Raw genomic sequence first — 23,155 nt, 5'->3', positions numbered from 1 at the left:
ATGAATCATCAAGAATCATTAACTGCTTATATAGCGGCATTTGTCGGGGAGTTGGTTCTTTCCGGGATTACCGATGTGGTGGTCAGTCCCGGGTCAAGATCTACCCCGATGGCATTGGTAATGGCAGAACATCCGGATTTAAACGTACATATCCACGTGGATGAGCGCTCTGCCGCCTTTTTTGCATTGGGAATCGCAAAGGCGACAAATCGAACCGTTGCTATTCTTTGCACATCAGGTACAGCCGCTGCTAATTACTTTCCGGCTATTGTCGAAGCGCGTTATTCACGAGTCCCATTGCTGGTTTTGACAGCAGACCGTCCGCACGAGTTGCGAGAGGTTGGGGCACCGCAGGCGATTGACCAAATTCATCTGTACGGAAATCACGTCAAGTGGTTTGCAGAAATGGCACTGCCTGAGAAAAATGATGAGATGATCCGCTACGCGCGGACAGTCTGCTCCCGTGCTGCCTCATATGCAGCCAACGCTCCAGCTGGTCCGGTTCATTTGAACTTTCCTTTTAGAGAACCACTTATTCCTAAATTGGATGAGAAACTCTTTTCAGTAAGTGAGCGTCCAAAAGGATATGTGCAGGTACATAATGGTGAACTAAACATAAACGAAATGGAGTATCAAGAAATCGCCGAGCGGTTGGCTGGCAAAGCGAAGGGGATCATTGTATGCGGAAATATAGCCGATGGACGTATCGCAAAAGCTGTAACAATGCTCGCTAATCAATTAAAGTATCCAATCTTAGCAGACCCGCTATCACAGCTTAGAAGTGGGCAGCATGTAAATGATCAAATTATTGATACTTACGACACATTCTTAAGAAATGAAGATGCGCAATCTTTCCTTAAACCGGACGTGATTATCCGTATTGGTTCGATGCCGGTGTCTAAAGCGTTAACCATATTTATCAAAGGAAATCCGAATGCAGACCAATTTGTAATCGATGGCGGTGGCGGCTGGCGGGATCCTGCTATTTTGTCGACAGATATGATTTTCTGTAATGAAGCGATTTTTTGTGAAAAAATTTCAGCATATTCCAAACCTCGTGTGGAGACGGGATACTTAGACGCTTGGAAAAAAGTAAATGATCTTACAAAAGAAAATATGTCTTCAATACGGGATATTACAGAATTAAGTGAAGGAAAGCTATTTTATCAGCTTGCTGAGATGCTTCCAGACGGTGCGAACCTTTTTGTTGGGAACAGTATGCCAATTCGTGATTTGGACAGTTTTTTCTTAACAAATGGCAAGTCAATTAAGATTATGGCTAACAGGGGTGCAAACGGCATCGACGGGACTGTATCCACAGCCTTGGGTGCGGCGATGTACTCAAAGCCATTATATTTGGTTCTTGGAGACTTAACCTTTTTTCATGATTTAAATGGACTTTGGGCAGCAATGAAGCATCAAATTAATATAAACATTATTCTTATTAACAATAATGGAGGCGGGATTTTTTCCTTCCTTCCGCAAAATGAACATCCGAAGCATTTCGAACTTCTTTTCGGCACACCATTAAACATCGAATTTGAACATGCCGTGAAAATGTTTAACGGACAATTTACGAAAATTAAGGATTGGGATCATTTCCAAATTATAATGGAAAGGTCAAGAGATACTTCAGGCATAAATGTCTATGAAATTGTCACAAACAGAGACATAAATCGAGACGAGCACCGCGAATTTTGGCGTGGGGTTTCCCAGGAAATATCAAATTTTGTCAAAGGTGAGCAAAAATGAGGATAGTTGCTGGCGGAATACGCTATCATGTCGAGATTTGCGGGAATGGATTCCCCCTCGTTATGCTTCATGGATTTACGGGAGATTCATCAACATGGACTACTTTTTGCGAACGACTGGGAAAACACTCACGGTTGATTATTCCTGACATCATCGGTCATGGAAAAACGGAAGCTCCTGAGGATGCGGGCAGATACCGGATGGAGGAGGCCGCTCAAGATTTAATTTCCATTCTTGATAAACTTCAGATTGAGCAAATTGATTTATTAGGCTATTCAATGGGGGGCAGGCTTGCCCTGTCATTTGCCTGTCTATATCCCAAAAGGGTTCGAAAATTGATTTTGGAAAGCGCTTCTCCTGGTCTTGAATCAAAGGACGAAAGAAAACAGCGCTGTATGAAAGATGCCGAATTAGCTCATTTTATTAAGGATAAAGCTATAAAGGAGTTTGTTGAATACTGGGAGAATATCCCCTTATTTTCAACTATGAAGAGGCTTCCGGAAAAAGTACAAGGAAAAGTAAGGGAACAGCGTTTAAGCAATTCTCCTATTGGTCTTGCCAATAGCTTGCTAGGTATGGGAACAGGTTCTCAGCCATCTTGGTGGGGGCAATTAGATAAGCTGGCCTGTGAAGTTTTGCTCCTCACCGGTGAGGAAGATTTGAAGTTCTGCAGGATTGCTGAAAAAATGAACAAGGAGCTGAAAAATAGCTCTTTGGTAACGATTTCAAGATGCGGTCATGCAATTCATGTGGAAGAACCCGAAAAGTTTGGTACAATAGTAAGTGACTTTTTGTCAAATAAAAACAAAGGAGGAATTTATAGTGGCAGTTGAATGGATTCCAGGTCGTAAATACGATGAAATTATCTATGAAACATATAACGGAATAGCCAAAATCACGATTAACCGTCCCCATGTACATAATGCTTTTACACCAAAAACAGTGATGGAATTAATTGATGCTTTTGCCTATGCCCGAGATGATTCCGAAGTCGGCGTCATTGTATTAACAGGTGCAGGAGACAAGGCATTCTGTTCCGGCGGCGACCAAAGCGTCCGCGGACATGGTGGATATGTTGGTGAGGACCAAATTCCGCGCCTTAACGTACTTGATCTTCAGCGTCTGATTCGTGTTATTCCAAAACCGGTTGTGGCAATGGTTAAAGGCTATGCAATTGGCGGAGGTCATGTTCTGCATGTAGTCTGTGATTTAACGATTGCAGCTGACAATGCTGTTTTTGGACAAACAGGTCCTAAGGTCGGCAGCTTTGATGCCGGTTACGGTTCAGGTTATCTTGCCCGTATTATTGGTCATAAAAAGGCACGTGAAATCTGGTATTTATGCCGCCAATACAATGCCCAAGAGGCGCTTGATATGGGCTTAGTCAATACAGTTGTTCCGCTTGAACAGGTAGAAGAAGAAACAATCAAATGGTGCCAGGAAATGCTTGAAAAGAGCCCAACCGCACTTCGTTTCATCAAGGCGGCCATGAATGCTGATACCGATGGATTAGCCGGACTTCAGCAATTTGCCGGTGACGCAACGCTGTTATACTATACAACCGACGAAGCGAAAGAAGGACGCGATGCCTTCAAAGAAAAGCGCAAGCCGGACTTCGGTCAATTCCCGCGTTTCCCTTGATGAAAAGACGTTACAACAGCAACAGCTTGATGGTCCCCATCAGGCTGTTTTTATTAAATACATACCTTTAAGCAATCTTTAAAGGATTTAATGACAAAAAGAGAAAGAAAATCCATGGAAGTGTTCTCGTAAAGGGGCCGTGTGGGGACAAAACGAGAAGGAAATTTAGTGGAGGTGTTCTCATAAAGGACCCTGAGGACGAGAACTAGAAAAAAATCCAATTCTAATAAACACGAATTCGGATATTCGGATTAAGAGGAAATTACATTGAAGATAAAGGGTGGTGTAATGTGCATAACGAAACAATGCCAAATTTTTTGATAAAAAGAGCCTTTCTAACTCCGGATCGGACTGCTGTTTATTTTCATGATCAAGCTATAACGTTTCAGGAACTGTATGAACGGTCTTTAATAGCAGCAGGTCAAATTCAGCAGCTTGGAGTTCAAAAGAATGACTTTGTCGGCGTTTTATTAAAAAATCATCTTGATACCGTCGTAATTTTGTTTGCCCTTCAACTTCTTGGCGTCAGGATGGTCATTTTGAACAATCGCTTAACATCGTCTGAACTCATATGGCAGCTAGAGGACTCAAAATCCTCTTTATTGATTTTGGAAGATAGTTTTTCAGAACTCGAGAATGTTATCAAACAACAACTTCCAGCGCTTAACACTGTGACAAAAAGCTGCTTGTTTGCAAGAGAACAGGGAGCTGCTGTGGTACAAGAAGAAATCAGTTTATCAGATATCTGCACGATCATGTATACCTCAGGAACTACCGGTCATCCCAAGGGTGTCTTGCAAACCTATGGCAACCACTGGTGGAGCGCAACAGGATCGGCGTTAAATTTAGGTTTCGTAGAAAGTGACTGTTGGGTTTGTACAGTGCCGCTGTTCCATATCAGCGGATTCTCCATTTTAATGCGAAGCGTCATTTACGGAATGCCGATTGTCCTTCATGAAAAATTTGATGCGCAGAAAGTAATCGAAGATATTAGTGATAAAAAGGCCACAATTATGTCAGTTGTTGGGACGATGCTTGCAAGTATTGTTGAAGCTTTGACAGTTAACGGATTGCCGAACCATTTTCGCTGTTTTCTGTTAGGCGGCGGCCCAGCCCCTTTACCATTGCTAGAGGCTTGTGTAAAAAAGAATTTACCTGTGTTTCAAAGCTATGGAATGACGGAAACTTCGTCGCAAATTGTTACCCTCTCTCCGGAATATAGTCTAAACAAGCTTGGTTCGGCAGGAAAACCATTATTTCCATCCCAGCTTAAAATCGAACTGGATGAGCACAAGACGGCATCGCCACACGAGGCAGGGGAAATAGTCGTCAAGGGCCCGAATGTAACTGCTGGATATCTTAACAGACCTGATTCAACCAAAGAAAAAATCCGTGAAGGCTGGCTCCACACAGGTGATATCGGGTATTTAGATGAAGAAGGCTTTTTATATGTATTGGACCGGCGCTCCGATTTAATAATTTCAGGCGGTGAAAATATTTATCCCGCAGAAATTGAATCTGTGTTGCTATCGCACCCGGAGGTAGTGGAAGCAGGGGTTACTGGTACAGATGATGCCAAATGGGGACAAGTGCCGATTGCTTTTATAGTGAAAAGGGAAGGCGCCACATTGACGCTTGAGGAGATCCATCAATTTTGCCAAACACGGCTGGCAAAATATAAAGTCCCTAAACAATTCTATTTTGCAGAACAACTGCCAAGGAACGCAGCGAAGAAACTTTTAAGAAGAAATCTTCGTGAACTGATAAATGAAAAATAAAGAACCAGTCATCATTGACTGGTTCTTATTATTAAAGTCCGGCCGGTTCAAATGTTTTACAATCAGTTTCTTTGCTTGTATCAGCCTTTTTGCCAGTATGGCTGACAACGTAAATTTGGTCAGCGCTGCATTTGTTTCCTTTTGCCCAATATGAACAGTTATTGACTTCGCATAAAACATCCTGAGCCATGTGCATCACTCCTTAACGTATTTGGTAATACAGGTATAGCATTTGATGATTGTGTGATATGCATGTCAGTAAGTGATTGGGTGAAAACGTGAATCATTGGCCAGAAATCCAAATTGTTTCAATTAATTATTTAAAGCTGTTTCCAATGTTTTTAAGTTTTTATTCATTAATGTAAAGTAAGTTTCCTTATTTGTAATGTCGTTCTTTGTCAAAATCGCCAAATTATGAATTGGCAGCGCACGTGCACCAATTTCTTTTTGCACGACCTTGCCAAGCTTGGATTTAACATTTTGTTCAAACAGCATATAGTGCAGGCCTTCATGGTCAGCCATGGAAATGATTTTCTCTAATTCCTTTTGGCTTGGTTCGTTGGTTGTGGATAGGCCAGAAATGCTGATCTGTTCAATTCCATAGCGGGTTTCCCAATAGCTGAAGGCCGCATGGGTGACAATGATTTTTTTGTGCTTCGCCTGAGAAATCGTATTAGTGAAATTTGCATTTAATTCGTCCAACTCGTCAGCAAGCTTTTGGTAATTTTCATCAAAGTAAGCCTTTTGCTGTGGGAGCTTTTTCGCTAATTGGTGGTTGATTACCGCTGCCATTTCCTTCGAATAAACAGGGTCAAGCCAGACGTGAGGATTAACGCCGGCATGATCTTCCTGATCTTCCTCATCAGATGAATGGTCTTTTGGCAGTTCCAGCCCTTCCGCAGCAGGTACTATGGTAACATTCTCATCTTTTAAGGTGTCTTTGGCTTTTTCTACAAAACCCTCAAGCCCAAGACCGATATAGAAAAATAAGTCTGAATCAGCCAAATTCATCATATCCTTTTGCGAAGGCTCAAAGGTATGTTCATCAGCGCCTGGTGGGTAGATTGTAGCCACTTTTACATATTTTCCGCCAATCCGTTCCGTAAAATATTGCAGTGGAAAAACGGTCGTATATATCGTCAATTGATTTTTCTTTTTTGTAGTTTGTTCGGTATTATTTCCACATGCAGATAAAACCAAGCTTAACGGCAACAGAAAAGAAAGAAAAAAAATTAGTTTTTTCATAAAAGCTCCTTTTTAAATCGTATTTATTCCGATTTAACAACGAAAAAATTTTAAATATTATGAATCTAATACGTAACAATTCCGATTTACTTATGTATCTTACAAAAAATTTGCATTTTATGCAAGTGAAAAAATTGTATATTCGGATGAATTTTATGTATCCTTAAAAAAGAGAAGCATTAAGGAGAGTGAATAAATGGAAAATTCATCATTATTAAATGATATTCTTGCCTTCAATAAAAAATTTGTGGAAGAACGCGAGTATGAAAAGTATGAGACAACTAAATATCCGAATAAAAAAGCAGTAATCCTAACTTGTATGGATACCAGGCTTCTGGAACTATTGCCAAAGGCCTTGAATTTAGGGAATGGGGATGTAAAACTGATTAAAAATGCCGGGGCGATTGTGACCCATCCGTTTGGAAGTATAATGCGGAGCATTTTAATTGCCCTTTATCAACTCCAGGCAAAAGAGGTTTTTGTGATTGCGCATCATGATTGCGGGATGAGCGGATTGAAAGCAGAACCAGTCGTGGCAGAGATGAAGGAGCGGGGTGTCAGTCAGGAAACCCTTGATACACTAGCCTATTCTGGAGTTGATTTTAATCAATGGCTGCATGGCTTTGATAATGTAACCGAGAGTGTAAAATATAGCGTCGAGATGATCAAAAAGCATCCGCTTATGCCGAAGGGTGTACCTGTTCACGGACTCGTTATTGATCCAAGGACAGGAAAGCTCGACCTAGTGGTTGACGGTAATCAGGATTAATGATTTTTGCGATCCTGCCATTTTTCAGGAACCGGATCGACTCCACCCGGATGAAAGGGATGGCATTTCAAAATTCTTTTAATTGCCAGATATCCGCCTTTAATGGCCCCGAAACGCTGAACAGCCTCAAGCCCATAATGAGAGCAGGTGGGATAAAAGCGGCAGGAAGGCGGTTTTAAAGGTGAAATGGCTATTTGATAAAACCTGATAAGGGCGATTGATAATTTCTTTAACATATAATGCTGCTCCTTTAATATAATTTCCTTCAAGATAACACAAATCCAATAAAACGTCTAAATTGGTAATTAATACGTTGCAGAAAAAAAACGGAATTTATAGTATGATAGAGTATAGATTTCTAGAGGAGATGATTGGGATGCCTTCAGTTGAGAGCTTTGATTTAGATCATAATGCCGTGAAAGCTCCTTATGTCAGACACTGTGGTGTGCATAAGGTAGGTTCCGACGGTGTAGTTAATAAATATGATATCCGCTTTTGCCAGCCAAATAAACAGGCGATGAAGCCGGATGCTATTCATAGTCTTGAGCACATGCTTGCCTACACTATTCGCAAGCATGCAGAGAAGTATGACCATTTTGATATTATTGATATTTCGCCTATGGGCTGTCAAACGGGTTTTTATCTAGTCGTCAGCGGTGAGCCGACAGTGGAGGAAGTCATTGACCTTCTTGAGGATACCATGAAGGATGCTTTGGAACTTACCGATGTTCCTGCGGGAAATGAAAGGCAGTGCGGCCAGGCAAAGATGCATACTCTAGAAGGGGCAAAGCGTCTAATGCGCTACTGGCTTGAGCAGGACAAGGAAGAATTAAAGCAGATATTTGCATAAAAGGAAAAAATTCCTATTCGGCAAGAATAGGAATTTTTTTATACTTTTTTTGGCTCATCATCTTTTTCATTGACATTATTTAGATTTGGATTGTTTTCCAACGGGTCAACCGTATGCTTATAGGTATAAGCTTTTGATGTGGTAATGACTGCTAAGAAAAGAACGACAAAAACAATAATGATTGATACGATCATCACAATAGACAATGATTTCTCCCCCTTTTTCCCCTCTATTGTAACATGTTTTTTGGTTTTTTAGCTGTAAATAAAAAGGAAACTGATGAATTCAGCTTCCTTTTCGTCATTATGTAGATATCAGTGAATATTTCGAGGATAGTAAGTATGAGTCCGCTGTTGGCCATATTGCTCTTGAGCAAACTTCCCCTTTAGGCTTTCAATGAGGTAAAGCCCCATCAAATCATATAATTCCTGCTTATCCATGTCATGAATTAAAGCTATCAAGTCCTCGTGTGACATTTCTTCTAAGAAAGCAAAGGCAAGCATATCAATGTCCTCTTCATCGCCGGTCAGTTTGTTCCGGTACATTTCATACAATTCATCGACAAGTTTCATTTCCAGCACCTCCTATGTGCATTTAAAAATTTTCTTCTTACTTAATCCATTCCCATTCAAAACAAAAAAAATCCATATTTCCGATTGCTTGAATTAGCAGAAAACTCTGTCATTTTTATTACGAGTATTATACCGTATTCATTTACAAAAAATAAATCGAATTTTGTAATAGAATAAATTTTTTATTTTTGTGGATTACTAAAGATTAAAAGGGGATGAAATCATGAGTGAACAGAAGAAAACCTATTATATAGATATTGGAACAGGTCAGATTTCACAAAGTGCCACTTCGTCTACTTGGAACTTTCAAATTCAAGCGAATGATGAGGAAATCACTCAGCTGCGTGAGTTATTCGATCAAAATTATTCGACAGAGTGGAAAAACTTTTTTCGAGCACATACACCATATGTTCAATATCATTATGACCGTGAGAATGATGATTATGACAACACTATGCAGCAAATTTACGGAATGATTCATAAGCTCGGTGACGAGGAAGCAAAAAAGCATATTGAAAGCATGAATATCTTACCTAACTCATAAACAAAGAAAGGAAAATCCCTGCCTTTAGGATTTTCCTTTTTTCATTTATACTTAAATTAAAAATAAAGCGGGGAAAAGGTATGATTCGATTTTTAGATGATCATGGAAATACCGTGGAAATGGCTTTTAACAAAGATGCCTTTTCCGATGAAGTAAAACATGTTCTTGTCATAAGTCAGTTCGGTGACGAGTGGATTTTAACAAACCATAAAAAAAGAGGACTCGAATTTCCAGGTGGCAAAAGGGAACCGGGGGAAACTTTGGAGGAAGCGGCAAAACGTGAGGCATATGAAGAAGCAGGCATATTTTTTTCGGATTTAATGTATCTGGCCGAGTATAAGGTGTATGACGAAAATGGTTCATTTGTTAAAGCTGTATTTTGGGGAAAAGTCAAAAGGATGGAGGAGACAGGCTGCTATCACGAGACAAACGGACCTGTCAGGATCAAAGGAGACCTCCTTAAAAAACGGTATGGTGAGGAATACAGCTTTATCATGAAGGACCGTGTTGTAGAGGAATGCCTGAAATTGGTTGAGGCATATAGAAACGAAAAAGAATAGAGGAATGCCCTCATGCAATCCCCTATTCTTTGATAAGTTTTTTTTCAAGAAAATCAACAAGCTGATACATAATCGTGGCGAACACAGCGATAACCAATAGTGATAAAAAGACAAGGGTGAAATTAAAGACCTGGAAACCGTAAATAATCATATAGCCAAGCCCTTTAGAGGAAACGAGAAATTCCCCTACAATGACACCAACCCATGAGAGTCCCACATTGACCTTTAAGGTAGAAATGATGGTTGGAAAACTGGCGGGAATAATGGCTTCCTTAAAGCATTGAAATCTGCTCGCTCCAAAGGTTTGCAACACCTTTAAATAATTGGGATCTACCTCTTTAAAGGCTGTATATACAACGATGGTTGTGATAATGACAGAAATAATTGCACCCATCGCAATGATAGACGGGTACCCCGGGCTCAAAGCAACGATCAAAACAGGGCCTAGCGCCACTTTTGGCATCGCATTAAGGATAACAAGATAGGGGTCAAGGATTTTGGAAATCATCGGTGACCACCATAGGATTGCTGCCAGCAGCACACCTAGAAAGGTTCCCAAGACAAAACCAAATACTGTTTCAGTTAGAGTCACACCCAAATTTGTTAATAGTGATCCATCCTGTAATTTATTTATAAACAGACTCCAAATTTTCGATGGGGAGCTAAAAATGAGAGGGTCAATCCATTGTTTTGCGCTGAAAAGCTCCCAGCTTGAGAAAAAGACCAGAAAAATAATGGCCTGGTAAAACCGCACCCACCTTTTTTCAACCTTTAATGAGCGAATATAATTTTTATGGAGGAGTTTAACCTTATCCGTTTCCTTGTTCAAGAGACTCCAACTCCTTCCATATGGTTTGAAATAAACTTTGATATGCTTCATGGTTTCTGGCATTAAATGGAGATAATGTTTTCAGTTCTTCAGGCATTTCAAACGTTTTGTGAATTCTTCCTGGGCGAGATGACAGTAAGTAAACACGATCACTCATGGCAATAGCTTCCCCGATATCATGTGTGACCAAAATGGCTGTCTTTCCAAATTTATCCAATGTTTGTGAAACAAGATCTTCAAGCTTAAGCTTCGTTTGATAATCGAGTGCGGAAAAAGGCTCATCAAGCATCAAAAGCTTGGGCTCAGTTGCAAGCGTCCTTACAAGGGCAACTCGCTGCCTCATGCCGCCGGACAGTTGTTTTGGCAATTGTTTTTCAACATCGCCCAAGCCCATTTGCTGAAGCAGGCTTAAGGCAGCTGACTTGTTTTTTTCTGTCAGCTGTTTTGATAATTTAAGGCCTAAAAGGATATTTTCTTCGATTGTTTTCCAAGGAAACAGATAATCTTGTTGAAGCATGTAGCCAATATCGTTATTTGTGGTTGATACCGGCTTGTTTTCTAGCAAAACTGTCCCCTGAGTTGGTTTAATCAAGCTTGAAATTATGGAGAGCAGAGTCGTCTTTCCACAGCCGCTAGGGCCGAGGATGGAGACAAATTCTCCCTCCTCTACCGTAAGCGAAATATCGGAGAGGGCCGTGGTTCTAGAGTCTTTGGTAAAATACGTGTGTTGTATATTTTGAACCTTTAAGAAGCTCAATGTTCCGGCCTCCCTTTCGGAGTTATTTTTTCATGACTTTTTCGGCAATCTCTGTATTGACCAGCGTGTCATGTTTTACTTCTTTTGGAAGCTCCCCGGCTTCCTTCATAATGTTTTGCAGATTATTCCATTCTTCCTCATCAAGAATTGGATTTGTGGCAAAAGACCCCTGACTCTTATAACGATCGACAACAGTTTTCATGATTTCAGGATCGGTATCAGGAAAGAAGGATTCAACCGCTTTGGCAATTTCTTCGGCACTATGGGAATCGACCCATTGTTGAGCCTTATAGACTGCTCTTGTGAATTTTTCGATAACGTCCCTGTTATCTTTCATATAGCTCTGTTTAGCCATGAAAGTTGTATACGGAACATGCCCTGATTCCTTTCCGAAGGAGGCAACAATATAACCTTTACCTTCTTTTTCAAAAATGCTGGCAGTTGGTTCAAATAATTGAACAAATTCTCCACTTCCGGAGGCAAAAGCATTGGCGATGTTTGCGAAGTCAATATTTTGGATTAGGTTTAAATCATTATGCGGGTCAATTCCATGCTTCTTTAATACAAATTCGCCAACCATTTGCGGCATGCCGCCTTTACGCTGGCCAAGGAAGGTCGTACCTTTTAATTGATCCCATGAGAAATTGTCAATTTTTTCTCTTGAAACAAGGAAGGTGCCATCAGTCTGGGTGAGCTGCGCAAAATTGATGACCGGATCGTTTGCCCCTTGAGCATATACGTAAATTGAGGTTTCCGAGCCGACCAGAGCCACATCCGCGCCGCCCGAGATGAGGGCAGTCATTGTCTTGTCACCGCCAGGTGTTGTCGTTAATGTGACATCAAGACCTTCATCCTTGAAGAATCCCTTTGATAAAGCAACATATTGAGGAGCATAAAAGATTGACCTGGTAACTTCTGCAATACGGACTTTTTCCAGTTTCTTCGGTTCCTTAGCGGTATCTTTATTACAAGCGATTAGGGAAAACATAAGTATACTAATGAGGAGAAAGGAGAAACTGACTTTTGACCATTTTTTCATAAAATAACCTCCTTATCTGGGCTGCTTGCCTAGAATATCGTATGAAAAAGAAAAAAATGTGTGAATGCCCAGTTCCGGAATTTTTTATTAAATGATTAGGACTTTAATCAGGTAGTGGTTCCGGTATATTGCCCGAACGAGTTAGGGAAACTAGGCTCTTGTAGTTATAAAATGTTTAAAACACCTGGACAGTAAAGGTAAATCGAGATTGGGTAGTTATGAAAGGTTTATAACGCCCAAAGGATAAGGGTAAATCGAATTTCGGTAGTTATGAAAGGGTCTATAACGCCAGAACAATGAAGGTAAATCGAGATTGGGTAGTTATGAAAGGTTTATAACGCCCGAACGGTAACGGTAAATCGAGATTGGGTAGTTATAAAAGGTTCATAACACCCGAACGGTAAAGGTAAATCGAGATTGGGTAGTTATAAAAGGTTTATAACGCCCGAACGATAAAGGTAAATCGAATTTCGGTAGTTATGAAAGGGTCTATAACGCCCGAACGGTAAAGATCGAATTTCGGTAGTTATGAAAGGTTCATAACGCCTGAACGGTAAAGGTAAATCGAGTTTCGGTAGTTATGAGAGGGTCTATAACGCCCGAACGGTAAAGGTAAATCGAGATTGGGTAGTTATGAAAGGTTTATAACACTCGAACGGTAAAGGTAAATTGAGTTTCGGTAGTTATAAAAGGTTTATAACGCCCGAACAATGAAGGTAAATCGAGAGTTGGGTAGTTATGAAAGGTTTATAACGCTCGAACGGTAAAGGTAAATTGAGTTTCGGTAGTTATGAAAGGTTCATAACACCCGAACGGTAAAGGTAAATCGAGACTGGGTAGTTATAAAAGGTTTATAACGCCCGAACGGTAAAGGTAAATCGAGATTGGGTAGTTATAAAAAGTTTATAACGCCCGAACGGTAAAGGTAAATCGAATTTCGGTAGTTAACTCCTGACTGAGTCAGATAAAACGCATAAACTTTGACTATTAGACAGTTAAACCAGGGTGAAAAAAGTACTCTTATTATAAAAAAGGATTATACACATATGAACCCATTCAACAGTAAAATAATCGATATTAAACGCTTTCCATCGCCAAACCCTAATGTAGAGATAAGCGAAGTCACTTATCTTTCAAACGGACTAAAAGTAAAGGGGATGCTGGCAGAACCCATAAATGAACAGGTACATGACGGTTTTCTTTATTTGCGGGGAGGAATCAAGAGCGTCGGAAAAGTTCGGCCGGCAAGGATTGCCCAGTTTGCTCAAGAAGGTTTTATCGTTTTCGCTCCTTACTATCGTGGAAACCAAGGCGGGGAAGGAAATGAAGATTTTGCAGGAGCGGACCGGGAAGATGCTTACTCAGCTTATCAATTGTTAAAATCATTGCCCCAAGTGAAACAAATACATATTTTTGGTTTTTCGCGAGGAGGTGTAATGGCGCTTTTGACGGGGATTGAATTCCCAGATGCCGCATCTTTAGTCACCTGGGGCGGTGTTAGTGATATGACCTTAACCTACTATGAGCGGCAAGATTTACGAAGGATGATGAAACGGGTCATCGGCGGGACTCCGGAGAAATTCCCAGACCGATATCGAGAAAGAACCCCTTTATTCGAGCTTGAAAGGCTGGCTGCCCCCGTCCTGATCATACATGGGGTAAACGACCATAATGTATCTGTCGAACATGCCTACCGTCTCGAAAGAAGACTTAGAGCCCAGGACAAACCAGTCGAATGTTGGTATTTTGATCACTTTACACATTATTTTCCGCCGGCAATTAACCGAAAAGTAGTGGAAGATTTGACGAAGTGGATGAAAATGCAAAACAAAAAATGGTAATATAAAGATATAAATAGCAGAGGAGCGGATATGTTATGGGTATGCCTCTTGAATTAAATACATTAATCGTCACAAAAGGGAATGAAAAAAGGATTGGAGAGAATCTGTTTGTCCTTGTAAAAGAAGGATACAGATTATATCCGATTGAAATCCCTGTCGATGTAAGAAAAACACTGGACTCAAACTCAAACGGTACAGCATTAATAAAAAAAGTCGAATGGGAAAACAGCAGCACCACGCTAACATATCAACTAATATCCTTAAATTCTACAAACTAACAAGCAGGTTTTTAACACCTGCTTTTTTCTTTTGGAAAAAGTGTAAGATTTACCAACCATTGGCGTCTTATTTATAGATAATCAAATAGAGAGGGGGGCTAAGGTTGGAAGGGATTCAACAAATAGAGAAATGGTTTATTCAATATGAGAGGGATGTCACCAATTATCTTGTTTACTATACCGGAACGACAGATGTTGAGGATTTGGTACAAGAAACGTTTCTTCGTGCACTTCAAGCCTTTTCCCGGTTTAAAAATGAAGCAAATCCCAAAACCTGGTTAATATCCATAGCAAGAAATACAGCGATAGATTTATATCGAAAAAAATCAGTTTGGCAAAAGCTGAAGGAACGATTAAATCAAGAATCTTCTGATCAACAAGAGCTGCAAATGGAAGAGAGAATTTTAAAAAAGCAAGAGTATGCCCGTTTATATGAAGCGATTAATGAATTAAGGCCAAATTATCGGGATGTTATTTTGCTTAAGGGCATTGCTGAACTTACATCTCAGGAAACTGGCCAAGTTCTGGGCTGGTCGGACAATAAAGTGAATGTTACCTTTTTTCGAGCCGTGAAAAAACTAAATGAGCACTTAAAGGAGGGAGAATATTTTGAGCAATTTATCGGATAAAGAGCTGTTGAAAATGATGAGCGATTTTACGAAGCATGAGCTTTCGACGAAACAAAGAACGGACATGTTAAAAAGGATTGGCGAGGCAGGCACAATCAGGACCAAAAAGAAGTTCAACTTCCCAAGGCTGGGTGCTTTGGCGGCAGTGCTGGTACTTGCTCTTATCACGCCGCTTTTTTATTTTACACATACGGCAGAGGAAAAGAATCCCCGCAGCGGCAGTTCCATTATATCCAAAGCCCAAGAGGGTGATTATTTTGCGCTCAAGGATGAAAATGGACAAGCAATTTATGTGGAAAGTAATTTTGGCATTCCGAACAAGGTGAGTTTGCTTGCGCCTCAGAACTGGGTCGCAAAAGATAAACGTTCAGTAGCCAAGATGATGATTTTTTTATGGGGAAAATATAGCAATTTTTCCAATAAACCTTTGAATGTGGATGCGGTCCATGTAAAAACAGGGGTGATAGAACACTTGGCGACTACTCAAGTGTCTGGAGGAATAAATGGCGCTGATGCTCATGCCCTGACAAGTTTTGAACAATTTCCTTTTGCTGGTGTATGGAATCTTCAATTTAGGATTGGAGAAAGAATGGTCGGCGAATTTTCCATTTACGTTAAAGAGCCATATATCACGATTGGCAATTCAACACTGATGATTTCTGCTGAGGACCTTTACGCCGGCTTTTATGAGAACGAGATTATAGAAGTGGAAGGCAACAATCTTCCCGATGAAATACAATTCGAGGTATTCCAACTAGAAACTGCTGAGCCAACGTCATTTACTTTTAAGAAGGTTTCCGATTATACAACTACGCACGGAAAGCATATAACGGAGTATGGCGGCGGGTTCACCATCAAAAAAAGCGGCAAGTATCGATTTACCGTCCTTCAGCACTCACAGGCTGTAGAAGTGAGAAAACCAACCGATGGAAAATAAAGAAAGAGGCTGACCAATTTCGGTTCAGCCTCTTTTTCCTCAAATATTTAAACGATTGGTCCGCCTTTTTCTTCAATTTCTGCAGCAACGTTAGCAAACTTTTTAAAATTCTCATGGAATTGCCTTGCTAATTCTTTTGCCTTCATTTCATAGGCCTTAGGATCCGCCCATGTTTTAATTGGCTGAAGCACTTCATCAGGGACTCCCGCAATATGGAGCGGGATATTTAGGCCAAAGAATGTATCCTTAACGGTTTCTACGTGATTTAGTTCGCCTTCAAGGGCTGCCTGCACCATTGCTCTTGTATATGAAAGTTTCATACGTTTACCGACGCCGTATTCACCGCCAGTCCAGCCTGTATTAACCAAGAACACATTAACATTATGTTCAAGGATCTTTTCCCCTAGCATTTCGGCATAGCGTGTAGCCGGCAGCGGCAGGAATGGTGCTCCGAAACAGGTTGAGAAGGTTGCTTGCGGTGAAGTAATGCCTCGCTCTGTGCCAGCAAGCTTTGATGTAAATCCGCTTAAGAAATGGTACATTGCTTGTTCCCTAGTTAATTTCGAGATTGGCGGAAGAACACCAAATGCATCTGCAGTTAAAAACACAATAGTATTCGGGTGGCCGGCAATGCTAGGCTGGACAATATTATCAATTGCTTCCATTGGGTATGCGGCCCGAGTGTTTTCTGTTAAAGTTCCATCATCGTAATCCGGAATTCTTGATTCCTGGTTGATTACAACATTTTCAAGAACGGTTCCAAAGTGAATGGCATCAAAAATCTGCGGTTCCTTTTCACGTGAAAGATTAATACATTTTGCATAGCAGCCGCCTTCAATATTAAAGACACCGTTAGATGACCAGCCGTGCTCATCATCACCAATTAGACGTCGGTTTGGGTCAGCGGAAAGAGTTGTTTTTCCGGTTCCTGATAAACCAAAGAATAAGGCAACATCTCCTTCAACGCCAACGTTTGCTGAACAGTGCATGGAGAAAATATTGTTTTCAGGCAGTAAATAATTCATGACTGAGAAAATCGATTTTTTCATTTCTCCCGCATATTCAGTACCTCCAATTAGAACTACGCGGCGTTCAAATGATATAATAATGAAGGTTTCAGAATTCGTACCGTCGACTGCAGGGTCAGCTTTGAAATTAGGGGCTGAAATCACTGTAAATTCAGCTTTGTGAGTCAGAAGTTCATCTTCCGAAGGCCGAATGAACAACTGGTGGGCAAATAGATTATGCCAAGCAAATTCATTTATGACTTGAATCGGAAGTTGTGATTTCTTATCAGCTCCAGCAAAGCCTTTAAATACAAAAACTTCTTCCTGCTGTTTTAAGTATTCTAATACCTTATTATAAAGATTATCGAAAGTCTCTTGTGAGATTGGCTGATTTAAAGAACCCCACGCAATTTTATCTTTAGTTGACTCTTCTAAAACAGTGAATTTATCCCCTGGTGACCGCCCGGTATATTTTCCTGTTGAAACACGAACCGCACCGGTGGAAGTAAGTGTCCCTTCATTTCTGCAGAGGATTTTTTCAACTAGCTGCGGCACTGATAATTGGACTTGGACATTACTTTCATTAAGTAATTCCTTTAATTCATTTGGGATATGAACAGAATTCATTTAATGAACCTTCCTTTTTTTGTTTTTATTTTGGTATTTTAATAATGAATAGTATAACACATTTAAAATAATAGTCTATACTAATTAATGAAATTATGCTGTATTTTATAACTTATTCTAAAGGTGATTAAAAAGTCATGAAAAAAACAGTTTAGGCATATTTTGTATCATACTCCACTGTATTTTTTGGTTAATGTTGCTAAAAAATACATTGACATTCTTAAAGTAACTGGGGTATGATTTAACCTTGAACGGATACTCTCTTATCCCGAGCTGGTGGAGGGACAGGCCCTATGAAACCCAGCAACCTGCAACTAGGAAAATGCCTATTTTAAGTCATTTTTCGGGCAAAGGTGCTAAACCTGATGCAAGGCTAGTCCTTGAACGATAAGAGTGAAAGGCACGCAAATGTTTGCATTCAACCTTTCCTCATGGAAAGGTTTTTTTGTGTATTCGGCAAATGCACGTGCTGTTTGAATCGCTTTACTAATCTTCTAAAGAATTTCGTTTGGGTTTTTTCGGTAGTATTTCATAAAAACCTGATTTTTATTTCATACTATTAGGGATGAGTTCCGTATCAAAATGGAGGTTATTTTTGAAAGGGTGTTAACCTTTGAAAAAAGCAGCCTCATTATTTCATTATTATAGGAGGAATTCAGATGTCACCGAAACGCCATTTGTTCACTTCTGAATCAGTAACTGAAGGTCATCCTGATAAGATTTGCGACCAGATTTCTGATTCAATTTTAGACGCCATTCTAGCAAAGGATGCAAATGCCCGCGTAGCTGCTGAAACATCAGTAACGACCGGCTTAGTTCTTGTTGCCGGCGAAATCACTACCACTACATATGTAGATATCCCAAAAATTGTTCGTGAGACGATCAAAGAAATAGGCTATGTTCGTGCGAAATATGGTTTTGATTCGGAAACATGTGCCGTGTTAACCTCTATTGATGAACAGTCTCCTGACATTGCCATGGGTGTCAATCAAGCACTTGAAGCCCGTGAAGGTCAAATGTCAGATAAAGAAATTGAAGCAATTGGTGCAGGTGACCAAGGCTTAATGTTCGGCTTCGCCTGTAACGAAACGAAAGAGCTGATGCCTCTTCCAATATCTTTAGCCCATAAGCTTTCCCGCCGGTTGACTGAGGTTCGCAAAGAGGATATCCTTCCATACCTTCGTCCGGACGGAAAAACACAAGTAACGGTCGAATACGATGAGAACAACAAACCGGTTCGGATTGATACAATCGTTATTTCCACCCAACACCATCCGGAAATTGGACTAGAGCAAATCCAGCGAAATGTTAAGGAACATGTCATTAATCCTGTTGTTCCAAAAGAATTAATCGATGAAAATACAAAATATTTTATTAACCCAACCGGCCGCTTCGTAATCGGCGGACCGCAGGGGGATGCAGGACTGACCGGCCGCAAAATTATCGTAGATACTTACGGAGGCTATGCCCGTCACGGCGGCGGCGCTTTTTCCGGTAAGGACCCGACAAAGGTTGACCGATCAGCTGCTTATGCTGCACGGTATGTTGCAAAAAATATTGTCGCAGCAGGTTTAGCCGAAAAATGTGAAGTACAGCTTGCTTATGCGATTGGTGTAGCAAGACCGGTATCGATTTCTATTGATACTTTTGGCACAGGTAAAGTCAGCGAAGAGGTTTTGGTTGATTTAGTAAGTAAAAACTTCGACCTGCGCCCTGCTGGAATCATTAAAATGCTGGATTTACGCCGTCCCATCTATAAGCAAACAGCAGCTTACGGACATTTTGGTCGTACGGATGTTGATCTTCCTTGGGAACGCACTGATAAGGCAGATGCATTACGTGAGCAGGCGGAAGGAAAATAATATGGAGTGGGAGTTGCATTAAGGTGTAACTCCCATTTTTCTTTAAATCGTAAATTTTCTTGTTCAGTGTTTTAAAAACTGGAATAAAATGTTTAAGTAGGACTATTGCAGTGAAAAATGATGATACATGATTTTCCTTTTGTTTCACAGTGCCATTTTTGAAAAAAAAGTGGTAGTATTAGAGAGTATGTTTTTACAAAAGGATATTTTGAAATAGAGTAGGTGAGGTACATAATGTGCGGTTTTATCGGTTGTGTACATGACAAAACGCAAAATTATCGTGACGAAGAAAAGCAGCTTTTTAAAAATATGAACGATATTATTACCCATCGCGGACCAGATGATGATGGTTATTATTATGATGATCATATTCAATTTGGTTTCCGCCGGTTAAGTATCATTGATATTGAATCCGGGCATCAGCCGCTAACGTATGAAAACGAAAGATACTGGATTATTTTTAACGGTGAAATTTATAACTATGTTGAGCTTCGTGAAGAGTTGCTCAAAGAAGGACTAACTTTTTCCACAAGCTCGGATACAGAAGTTATCATTGCCCTCTACAGCCATCTAAAGGAAAAAGCAGTTGAGCGCTTACGGGGGATGTTCGCTTTTGTAATCTGGGATAAGCAGGAACAAACACTTTATGGGGCACGAGATCCGTTTGGCATTAAACCATTCTTTTATATGGAGGATGGTGACAGAACTTTCTTTGCCTCTGAGAAAAAAAGCATTTTGCTGGCTATTGAAAATGATGTGCTGGATTATGATTCCTTGCAGCATTATTTAACCTATCAGTTCGTTCCAGAGCCTGATACCCTGTCAGAAGGGATTAAAAAGCTTGAACCAGGCCATTATTTCACTAAAAAAATTGGCTCGAAGATGGAAATGAACCGCTACTGGAAAGCACATTTTCATCCAGTACTTAAATCGGAAGATGATTTCGTAAAGGAAATCCGAGATATTCTGTTTGATTCAGTAGAAAAACACATGCGCAGTGATGTTCCGGTTGGTTCCTTCTTGTCAGGCGGGATTGACTCTTCTATCATTGCCTCTATTGCAAAGCAATTCCATCCGGCCATTAAAACGTTTTCCGTCGGATTTGAGCACAATGGCTTCAGCGAAATTGATGTCGCCAAGGAAACGGCTGAAAAGCTGGGTGTTGAAAATATCAGTTATGTGATCACCCCTGAGGAATATATGAAAGAAGTTCCGAAAATTATTTGGCATATGGATGACCCGCTTGCCGATCCAGCCTGTGTGCCGTTATATTTTGTTGCCCGTGAAGCGCGAAAACATGTTACGGTTGTTCTTTCCGGCGAAGGCGCTGATGAATTATTTGGCGGTTATAATATTTACCGCGAGCCTGGCGATTTGGAGATTTTTAATAAAATACCTAGAGTCGGAAAGGTCCTCCTAAAAGGAATTGCTGATATGCTTCCAGAAGGGATGAAAGGAAAGAGCTTTATTGAACGCGGCGTGACACCAATGGAGCAGCGCTACATTGGTAATGCCAAGATGTTTGAAGAAGAGGAAAAACGCGAGCTATTAAGTGTCTATCGTGAAGGCTTGAACTATACCGATATTACGAAGCCTCTTTATGAGGAATCAAGAGGCTACGATCCGGTTGACAGGATGCAATTTATCGATATCCATACTTGGATGCGCGGCGATATTTTGCTAAAGGCTGATAAAATGACGATGGCTCATTCATTGGAGCTGCGTGTGCCGTTCTTAGATAAGGCAGTGTTTGAAGTGGCTTCGAAAATCCCAACTAGCTTGAAAACAGCTAACGGCACCACCAAATATGTTTTGCGGAAGGCCGCCGAGGGGGTCGTTCCTGACCATGTTCTAAACCGGAGAAAGCTTGGTTTCCCTGTTCCGATCCGCCACTGGCTAAAGGCTGAGATGAATGATTGGGCAAAAAATATCATTCGTGAAAGCCAGACAGATCATTTAATCAATAAGTCATACCTGTTAAAGCTTCTTGATGACCATTGTCAGGATAAAGCCGATAACAGCCGGAAAATTTGGACCGTTCTTATGTTTATGGTTTGGCATCAGGTGTATGTTGAAGGAGTATACTCCTTTCAAAGCGAGTATAAAAAAGAGACAGTATTAGCAAGCAGCTAAATGATAAAAGGCACCCATCGTTTAAGATTGGGTGCCTTTTTGCAGGGATTTATAAAATTGTCCTTTTTCTGCATATTCTCTTGTGATTCTTTCCATTTCTTTAATGTCTTCAGGAGTTATTTCCCTAATAACTTTAGCGGGTCTTCCAAATGCTAATGTATTAGGAGGGATTTTCTTGCCTTGCGGAACGAGACTGCCCGCACCAATAAAGGCGCCTTCGCCAATTTCCGCCTGGTCCAAAATGATTGAACCCATTCCAATAAGTGCCCTTTTTCGGATGATGCAGCTATGTAATATGACCTGATGGCCAACGGTCACTTCATCCTCTAAAATAAGTGGATTATTTGGGCTTTGATGTAGGACGGAATTGTCCTGGATGTTTACTTTGTTGCCGATTCTTGTCGGCGCTACATCGCCTCTGATAACGGAATTAAACCAGACGCTGGATTCGTCGCCGATTTCAACATCCCCTGTAATGGTTACATAATCTGCAATAAAAGCAGTGTCGGCAACTACAGGGTATTTATCTTTAAAAGGGTAAATCATCATGCTCGCTCCTTTTAGAATGATAATTCTATTTTAGCGAATCAAGACAAGGAATTACAAAAATATCGCAATAAAAAAATTCATTTAGATTCTTATTCATCTTTCCTATATGGTAAAATACAAAAAATGATAACGTTTTAGGGGGATCAGTTATGTGGAAGTGGGAAGCAGAAGGGGATGCGAAGGCTGTTATTGTCATAGTACACGGCGCCATGGAGCACCATCGCCGCTACGGATGGCTGATTGAGATGTGGCGTACGTCCGGCTTTCATGTCATTATGGCCGACCTTCCCGGGCAGGGAATGACAACACGATCGCGCCGCGGACATATCGATTCCTTTGATGAATACATATTTGAAGTAAAGGATTGGGTTCAAGCTGCTTACCGTTATGAATTGCCTGTTTTTCTACTGGGGCATAGTATGGGCGGATTGATTTGTCTTCGGCTCCTTCAGGAAGAGAAAGTAAACATTGCTGGCGTGATTTTGTCCTCACCATGTTTAGGCTTGGTCAAGCCGCCATCCAAATTATTAAACTTGCTTTCCTATGCCTTAAATGTAGTTTTTCCGTCCTTTAGAATGAATTCAGGGCTGACCGTACAAATGGCAACGAGGAATGAGGATGTCAGGGAAGCCGATTCGAATGATACTCTTTACGTGACAAAGGTTTCGGTAAGATGGTATCGTGAACTTGCAGATGCTATTAAACAAGCGTTCCTTAACCTTGCGAAAACACGGGATGTACCCATGCTGGTAATGCAGGCAGGGGATGACAAAATTGTCAATAAATTAAACGTGAAAGAATGGTTTAATCATGCGCCATTATCGGAAAAAAGATTTAAAGAATGGCCAAAATGTTACCACGAAATTTTTAATGAACCTGAACGCGAAGAAGTATTTGAATATGCTAAGGATTTTGTTTACAGCCAGCTAAAAGCTATCGGTTATATCGTATAAAAG

At 40.6% G+C, this 23,155-nt stretch carries 25 protein-coding genes and 1 riboswitch; of the genes, 15 read left to right on the top strand and 10 right to left on the bottom strand.

Translation table 11 applies throughout. The annotated features are described in order from the left end of the window. The 4 genes from menD (at position 1) to ACZ5AE_RS23475 (ending at position 5,171) form a co-directional block, all read left to right on the top strand. Entirely contained in the window at positions 1–1,752 is a 1,752-nt protein-coding gene (menD, locus tag ACZ5AE_RS23490) for a 2-succinyl-5-enolpyruvyl-6-hydroxy-3-cyclohexene-1-carboxylic-acid synthase (RefSeq protein ID WP_464566937.1), read from the top strand. Then, entirely contained in the window at positions 1,749–2,585 is an 837-nt protein-coding gene (menH, locus tag ACZ5AE_RS23485; RefSeq protein ID WP_464566936.1) for a 2-succinyl-6-hydroxy-2,4-cyclohexadiene-1-carboxylate synthase, read from the top strand. Before menD ends, menH begins: the two co-directional genes overlap by 4 nt. Next, positions 2,575–3,393 (top strand): 1,4-dihydroxy-2-naphthoyl-CoA synthase, encoded by an 819-nt coding sequence (gene menB, locus ACZ5AE_RS23480; RefSeq protein WP_464566935.1) that lies wholly within the window; start codon positions 2,575–2,577, stop codon positions 3,391–3,393. Before menH ends, menB begins: the two co-directional genes overlap by 11 nt. Before the next feature lie 290 nt (positions 3,394–3,683). Next, entirely contained in the window at positions 3,684–5,171 is a 1,488-nt protein-coding gene (locus ACZ5AE_RS23475) for an o-succinylbenzoate--CoA ligase (RefSeq protein WP_464566934.1), read from the top strand. Between the two features lie 31 nt (positions 5,172–5,202). Here ACZ5AE_RS23475 and ACZ5AE_RS23470 read toward each other — a convergent pair whose 3' ends face one another. Together ACZ5AE_RS23470 and ACZ5AE_RS23465 are read right to left on the bottom strand one after the other, a co-directional pair. Beyond that, positions 5,203–5,361, bottom strand: coding sequence for a DUF1540 domain-containing protein (locus ACZ5AE_RS23470; RefSeq protein ID WP_464566933.1), 159 nt, complete (start codon positions 5,359–5,361; stop codon positions 5,203–5,205). A 122-nt stretch (positions 5,362–5,483) separates the two neighbouring features. Further along, complete coding sequence (locus ACZ5AE_RS23465; protein ID WP_464566932.1) at positions 5,484–6,416, bottom strand: metal ABC transporter solute-binding protein, Zn/Mn family; 933 nt, start codon at positions 6,414–6,416, stop codon at positions 5,484–5,486. Positions 6,417–6,612: 196 nt separating this feature from the next. Here ACZ5AE_RS23465 and ACZ5AE_RS23460 point away from each other — a divergent pair, with 196 nt between their 5' ends. Then, positions 6,613–7,185: a beta-class carbonic anhydrase gene (locus ACZ5AE_RS23460; protein WP_464566931.1), complete on the top strand. Its 573-nt coding sequence runs from the start codon at positions 6,613–6,615 to the stop codon at positions 7,183–7,185. Here the strand turns inward: ACZ5AE_RS23460 and yidD are convergent. Next, positions 7,182–7,421 (bottom strand): membrane protein insertion efficiency factor YidD, encoded by a 240-nt coding sequence (yidD, locus tag ACZ5AE_RS23455; RefSeq protein WP_464566930.1) that lies wholly within the window; start codon positions 7,419–7,421, stop codon positions 7,182–7,184. The two genes, ACZ5AE_RS23460 and yidD, sit on opposite strands and share 4 nt — an antisense overlap. Before the next feature lie 140 nt (positions 7,422–7,561). Between yidD and ACZ5AE_RS23450 the strand changes: the two genes are divergently transcribed. Further along, entirely contained in the window at positions 7,562–8,035 is a 474-nt protein-coding gene (locus tag ACZ5AE_RS23450) for an S-ribosylhomocysteine lyase (protein WP_464566929.1), read from the top strand. A gap of 38 nt (positions 8,036–8,073) precedes the next feature. Here the strand turns inward: ACZ5AE_RS23450 and ytzI are convergent, their stop codons facing one another. Beyond that, entirely contained in the window at positions 8,074–8,241 is a 168-nt protein-coding gene (gene ytzI, locus ACZ5AE_RS23445) for a YtzI protein (RefSeq protein ID WP_464566928.1), read from the bottom strand. A 108-nt stretch (positions 8,242–8,349) separates the two neighbouring features. Then, the gene (locus tag ACZ5AE_RS23440; protein ID WP_464566927.1) at positions 8,350–8,607 is read right to left on the bottom strand and encodes a DUF6154 family protein; all 258 of its coding nucleotides are present in this window, start codon (positions 8,605–8,607) and stop codon (positions 8,350–8,352) included. A gap of 223 nt (positions 8,608–8,830) precedes the next feature. On the opposite strand from ACZ5AE_RS23440, the gene ACZ5AE_RS23435 reads away from it, so the two are divergent. Next, positions 8,831–9,151 (top strand): hydrolase, encoded by a 321-nt coding sequence (locus ACZ5AE_RS23435; protein WP_464566926.1) that lies wholly within the window; start codon positions 8,831–8,833, stop codon positions 9,149–9,151. An 80-nt stretch (positions 9,152–9,231) separates the two neighbouring features. Next, positions 9,232–9,711 carry an RNA deprotection pyrophosphohydrolase gene (ytkD, locus tag ACZ5AE_RS23430; protein WP_464566925.1) on the top strand — a complete coding sequence of 160 codons (480 nt, stop codon included), beginning with the start codon at positions 9,232–9,234 and terminating at the stop codon, positions 9,709–9,711. 22 nt (positions 9,712–9,733) lie between these two features. On the opposite strand, the gene ACZ5AE_RS23425 is transcribed toward ytkD, so the two are convergent. The 3 genes from ACZ5AE_RS23425 to ACZ5AE_RS23415 are packed head-to-tail and all read right to left on the bottom strand — an operon-like array spanning position 9,734 to position 12,336. Then, positions 9,734–10,540 (bottom strand): ABC transporter permease, encoded by an 807-nt coding sequence (locus ACZ5AE_RS23425; protein ID WP_464566924.1) that lies wholly within the window; start codon positions 10,538–10,540, stop codon positions 9,734–9,736. After that, on the bottom strand, positions 10,521–11,297 hold the full coding sequence (locus ACZ5AE_RS23420) for an ABC transporter ATP-binding protein (RefSeq protein ID WP_464566923.1): 777 nt from the start codon (positions 11,295–11,297) through the stop codon (positions 10,521–10,523). The genes ACZ5AE_RS23425 and ACZ5AE_RS23420 overlap by 20 nt, the downstream gene beginning before the upstream one ends. A gap of 22 nt (positions 11,298–11,319) precedes the next feature. Next, the gene (locus tag ACZ5AE_RS23415; protein ID WP_464566922.1) at positions 11,320–12,336 is read right to left on the bottom strand and encodes an ABC transporter substrate-binding protein; all 1,017 of its coding nucleotides are present in this window, start codon (positions 12,334–12,336) and stop codon (positions 11,320–11,322) included. 1,046 nt (positions 12,337–13,382) lie between these two features. On the opposite strand from ACZ5AE_RS23415, the gene ACZ5AE_RS23410 reads away from it, so the two are divergent. From ACZ5AE_RS23410 to ACZ5AE_RS23395, 4 genes are all read left to right on the top strand, one after another. Further along, positions 13,383–14,177, top strand: coding sequence for an alpha/beta hydrolase family protein (locus ACZ5AE_RS23410; RefSeq protein WP_464566921.1), 795 nt, complete (start codon positions 13,383–13,385; stop codon positions 14,175–14,177). Between the two features lie 35 nt (positions 14,178–14,212). Next, positions 14,213–14,455, top strand: a complete 243-nt coding sequence (locus ACZ5AE_RS23405) for a DUF2584 domain-containing protein (RefSeq protein WP_464566920.1) — start codon at positions 14,213–14,215, stop codon at positions 14,453–14,455. A 104-nt stretch (positions 14,456–14,559) separates the two neighbouring features. After that, a complete protein-coding gene (locus ACZ5AE_RS23400) occupies positions 14,560–15,084 on the top strand; it encodes an RNA polymerase sigma factor (RefSeq protein ID WP_464566919.1) in 525 nt (174 codons plus the stop codon). Continuing rightward, positions 15,065–16,021, top strand: coding sequence for a hypothetical protein (locus ACZ5AE_RS23395; protein WP_464566918.1), 957 nt, complete (start codon positions 15,065–15,067; stop codon positions 16,019–16,021). The genes ACZ5AE_RS23400 and ACZ5AE_RS23395 overlap by 20 nt, the downstream gene beginning before the upstream one ends. 47 nt (positions 16,022–16,068) lie before the next feature. Here ACZ5AE_RS23395 and pckA read toward each other — a convergent pair whose 3' ends face one another. After that, positions 16,069–17,655 (bottom strand): phosphoenolpyruvate carboxykinase (ATP), encoded by a 1,587-nt coding sequence (gene pckA / locus ACZ5AE_RS23390; protein WP_464566917.1) that lies wholly within the window; start codon positions 17,653–17,655, stop codon positions 16,069–16,071. 260 nt (positions 17,656–17,915) lie between these two features. Beyond that, a riboswitch (SAM riboswitch) is annotated at positions 17,916–18,049 on the top strand. A 265-nt stretch (positions 18,050–18,314) separates the two neighbouring features. Here pckA and metK point away from each other — a divergent pair. Together metK and asnB are read left to right on the top strand one after the other, a co-directional pair. Next, a complete protein-coding gene (gene metK / locus ACZ5AE_RS23385; protein ID WP_464566916.1) occupies positions 18,315–19,517 on the top strand; it encodes a methionine adenosyltransferase in 1,203 nt (400 codons plus the stop codon). Positions 19,518–19,751: 234 nt separating this feature from the next. Beyond that, positions 19,752–21,650 (top strand): asparagine synthase (glutamine-hydrolyzing), encoded by a 1,899-nt coding sequence (gene asnB, locus ACZ5AE_RS23380; protein ID WP_464566915.1) that lies wholly within the window; start codon positions 19,752–19,754, stop codon positions 21,648–21,650. A 21-nt stretch (positions 21,651–21,671) separates the two neighbouring features. On the opposite strand, the gene ACZ5AE_RS23375 is transcribed toward asnB, so the two are convergent. Then, positions 21,672–22,196: a gamma carbonic anhydrase gene (locus ACZ5AE_RS23375; RefSeq protein ID WP_464573721.1), complete on the bottom strand. Its 525-nt coding sequence runs from the start codon at positions 22,194–22,196 to the stop codon at positions 21,672–21,674. Positions 22,197–22,348: 152 nt separating this feature from the next. On the opposite strand from ACZ5AE_RS23375, the gene ACZ5AE_RS23370 reads away from it, so the two are divergent. Next, positions 22,349–23,152 (top strand): alpha/beta hydrolase, encoded by an 804-nt coding sequence (locus ACZ5AE_RS23370; protein ID WP_464566914.1) that lies wholly within the window; start codon positions 22,349–22,351, stop codon positions 23,150–23,152. The last annotated feature ends 3 nt before the right edge of the window (positions 23,153–23,155 follow it).

The sequence above is a fragment of the Neobacillus sp. S1227 genome (genome assembly GCF_055385255.1).
This window is presented reverse-complemented; position numbering and strand designations above follow the sequence as displayed.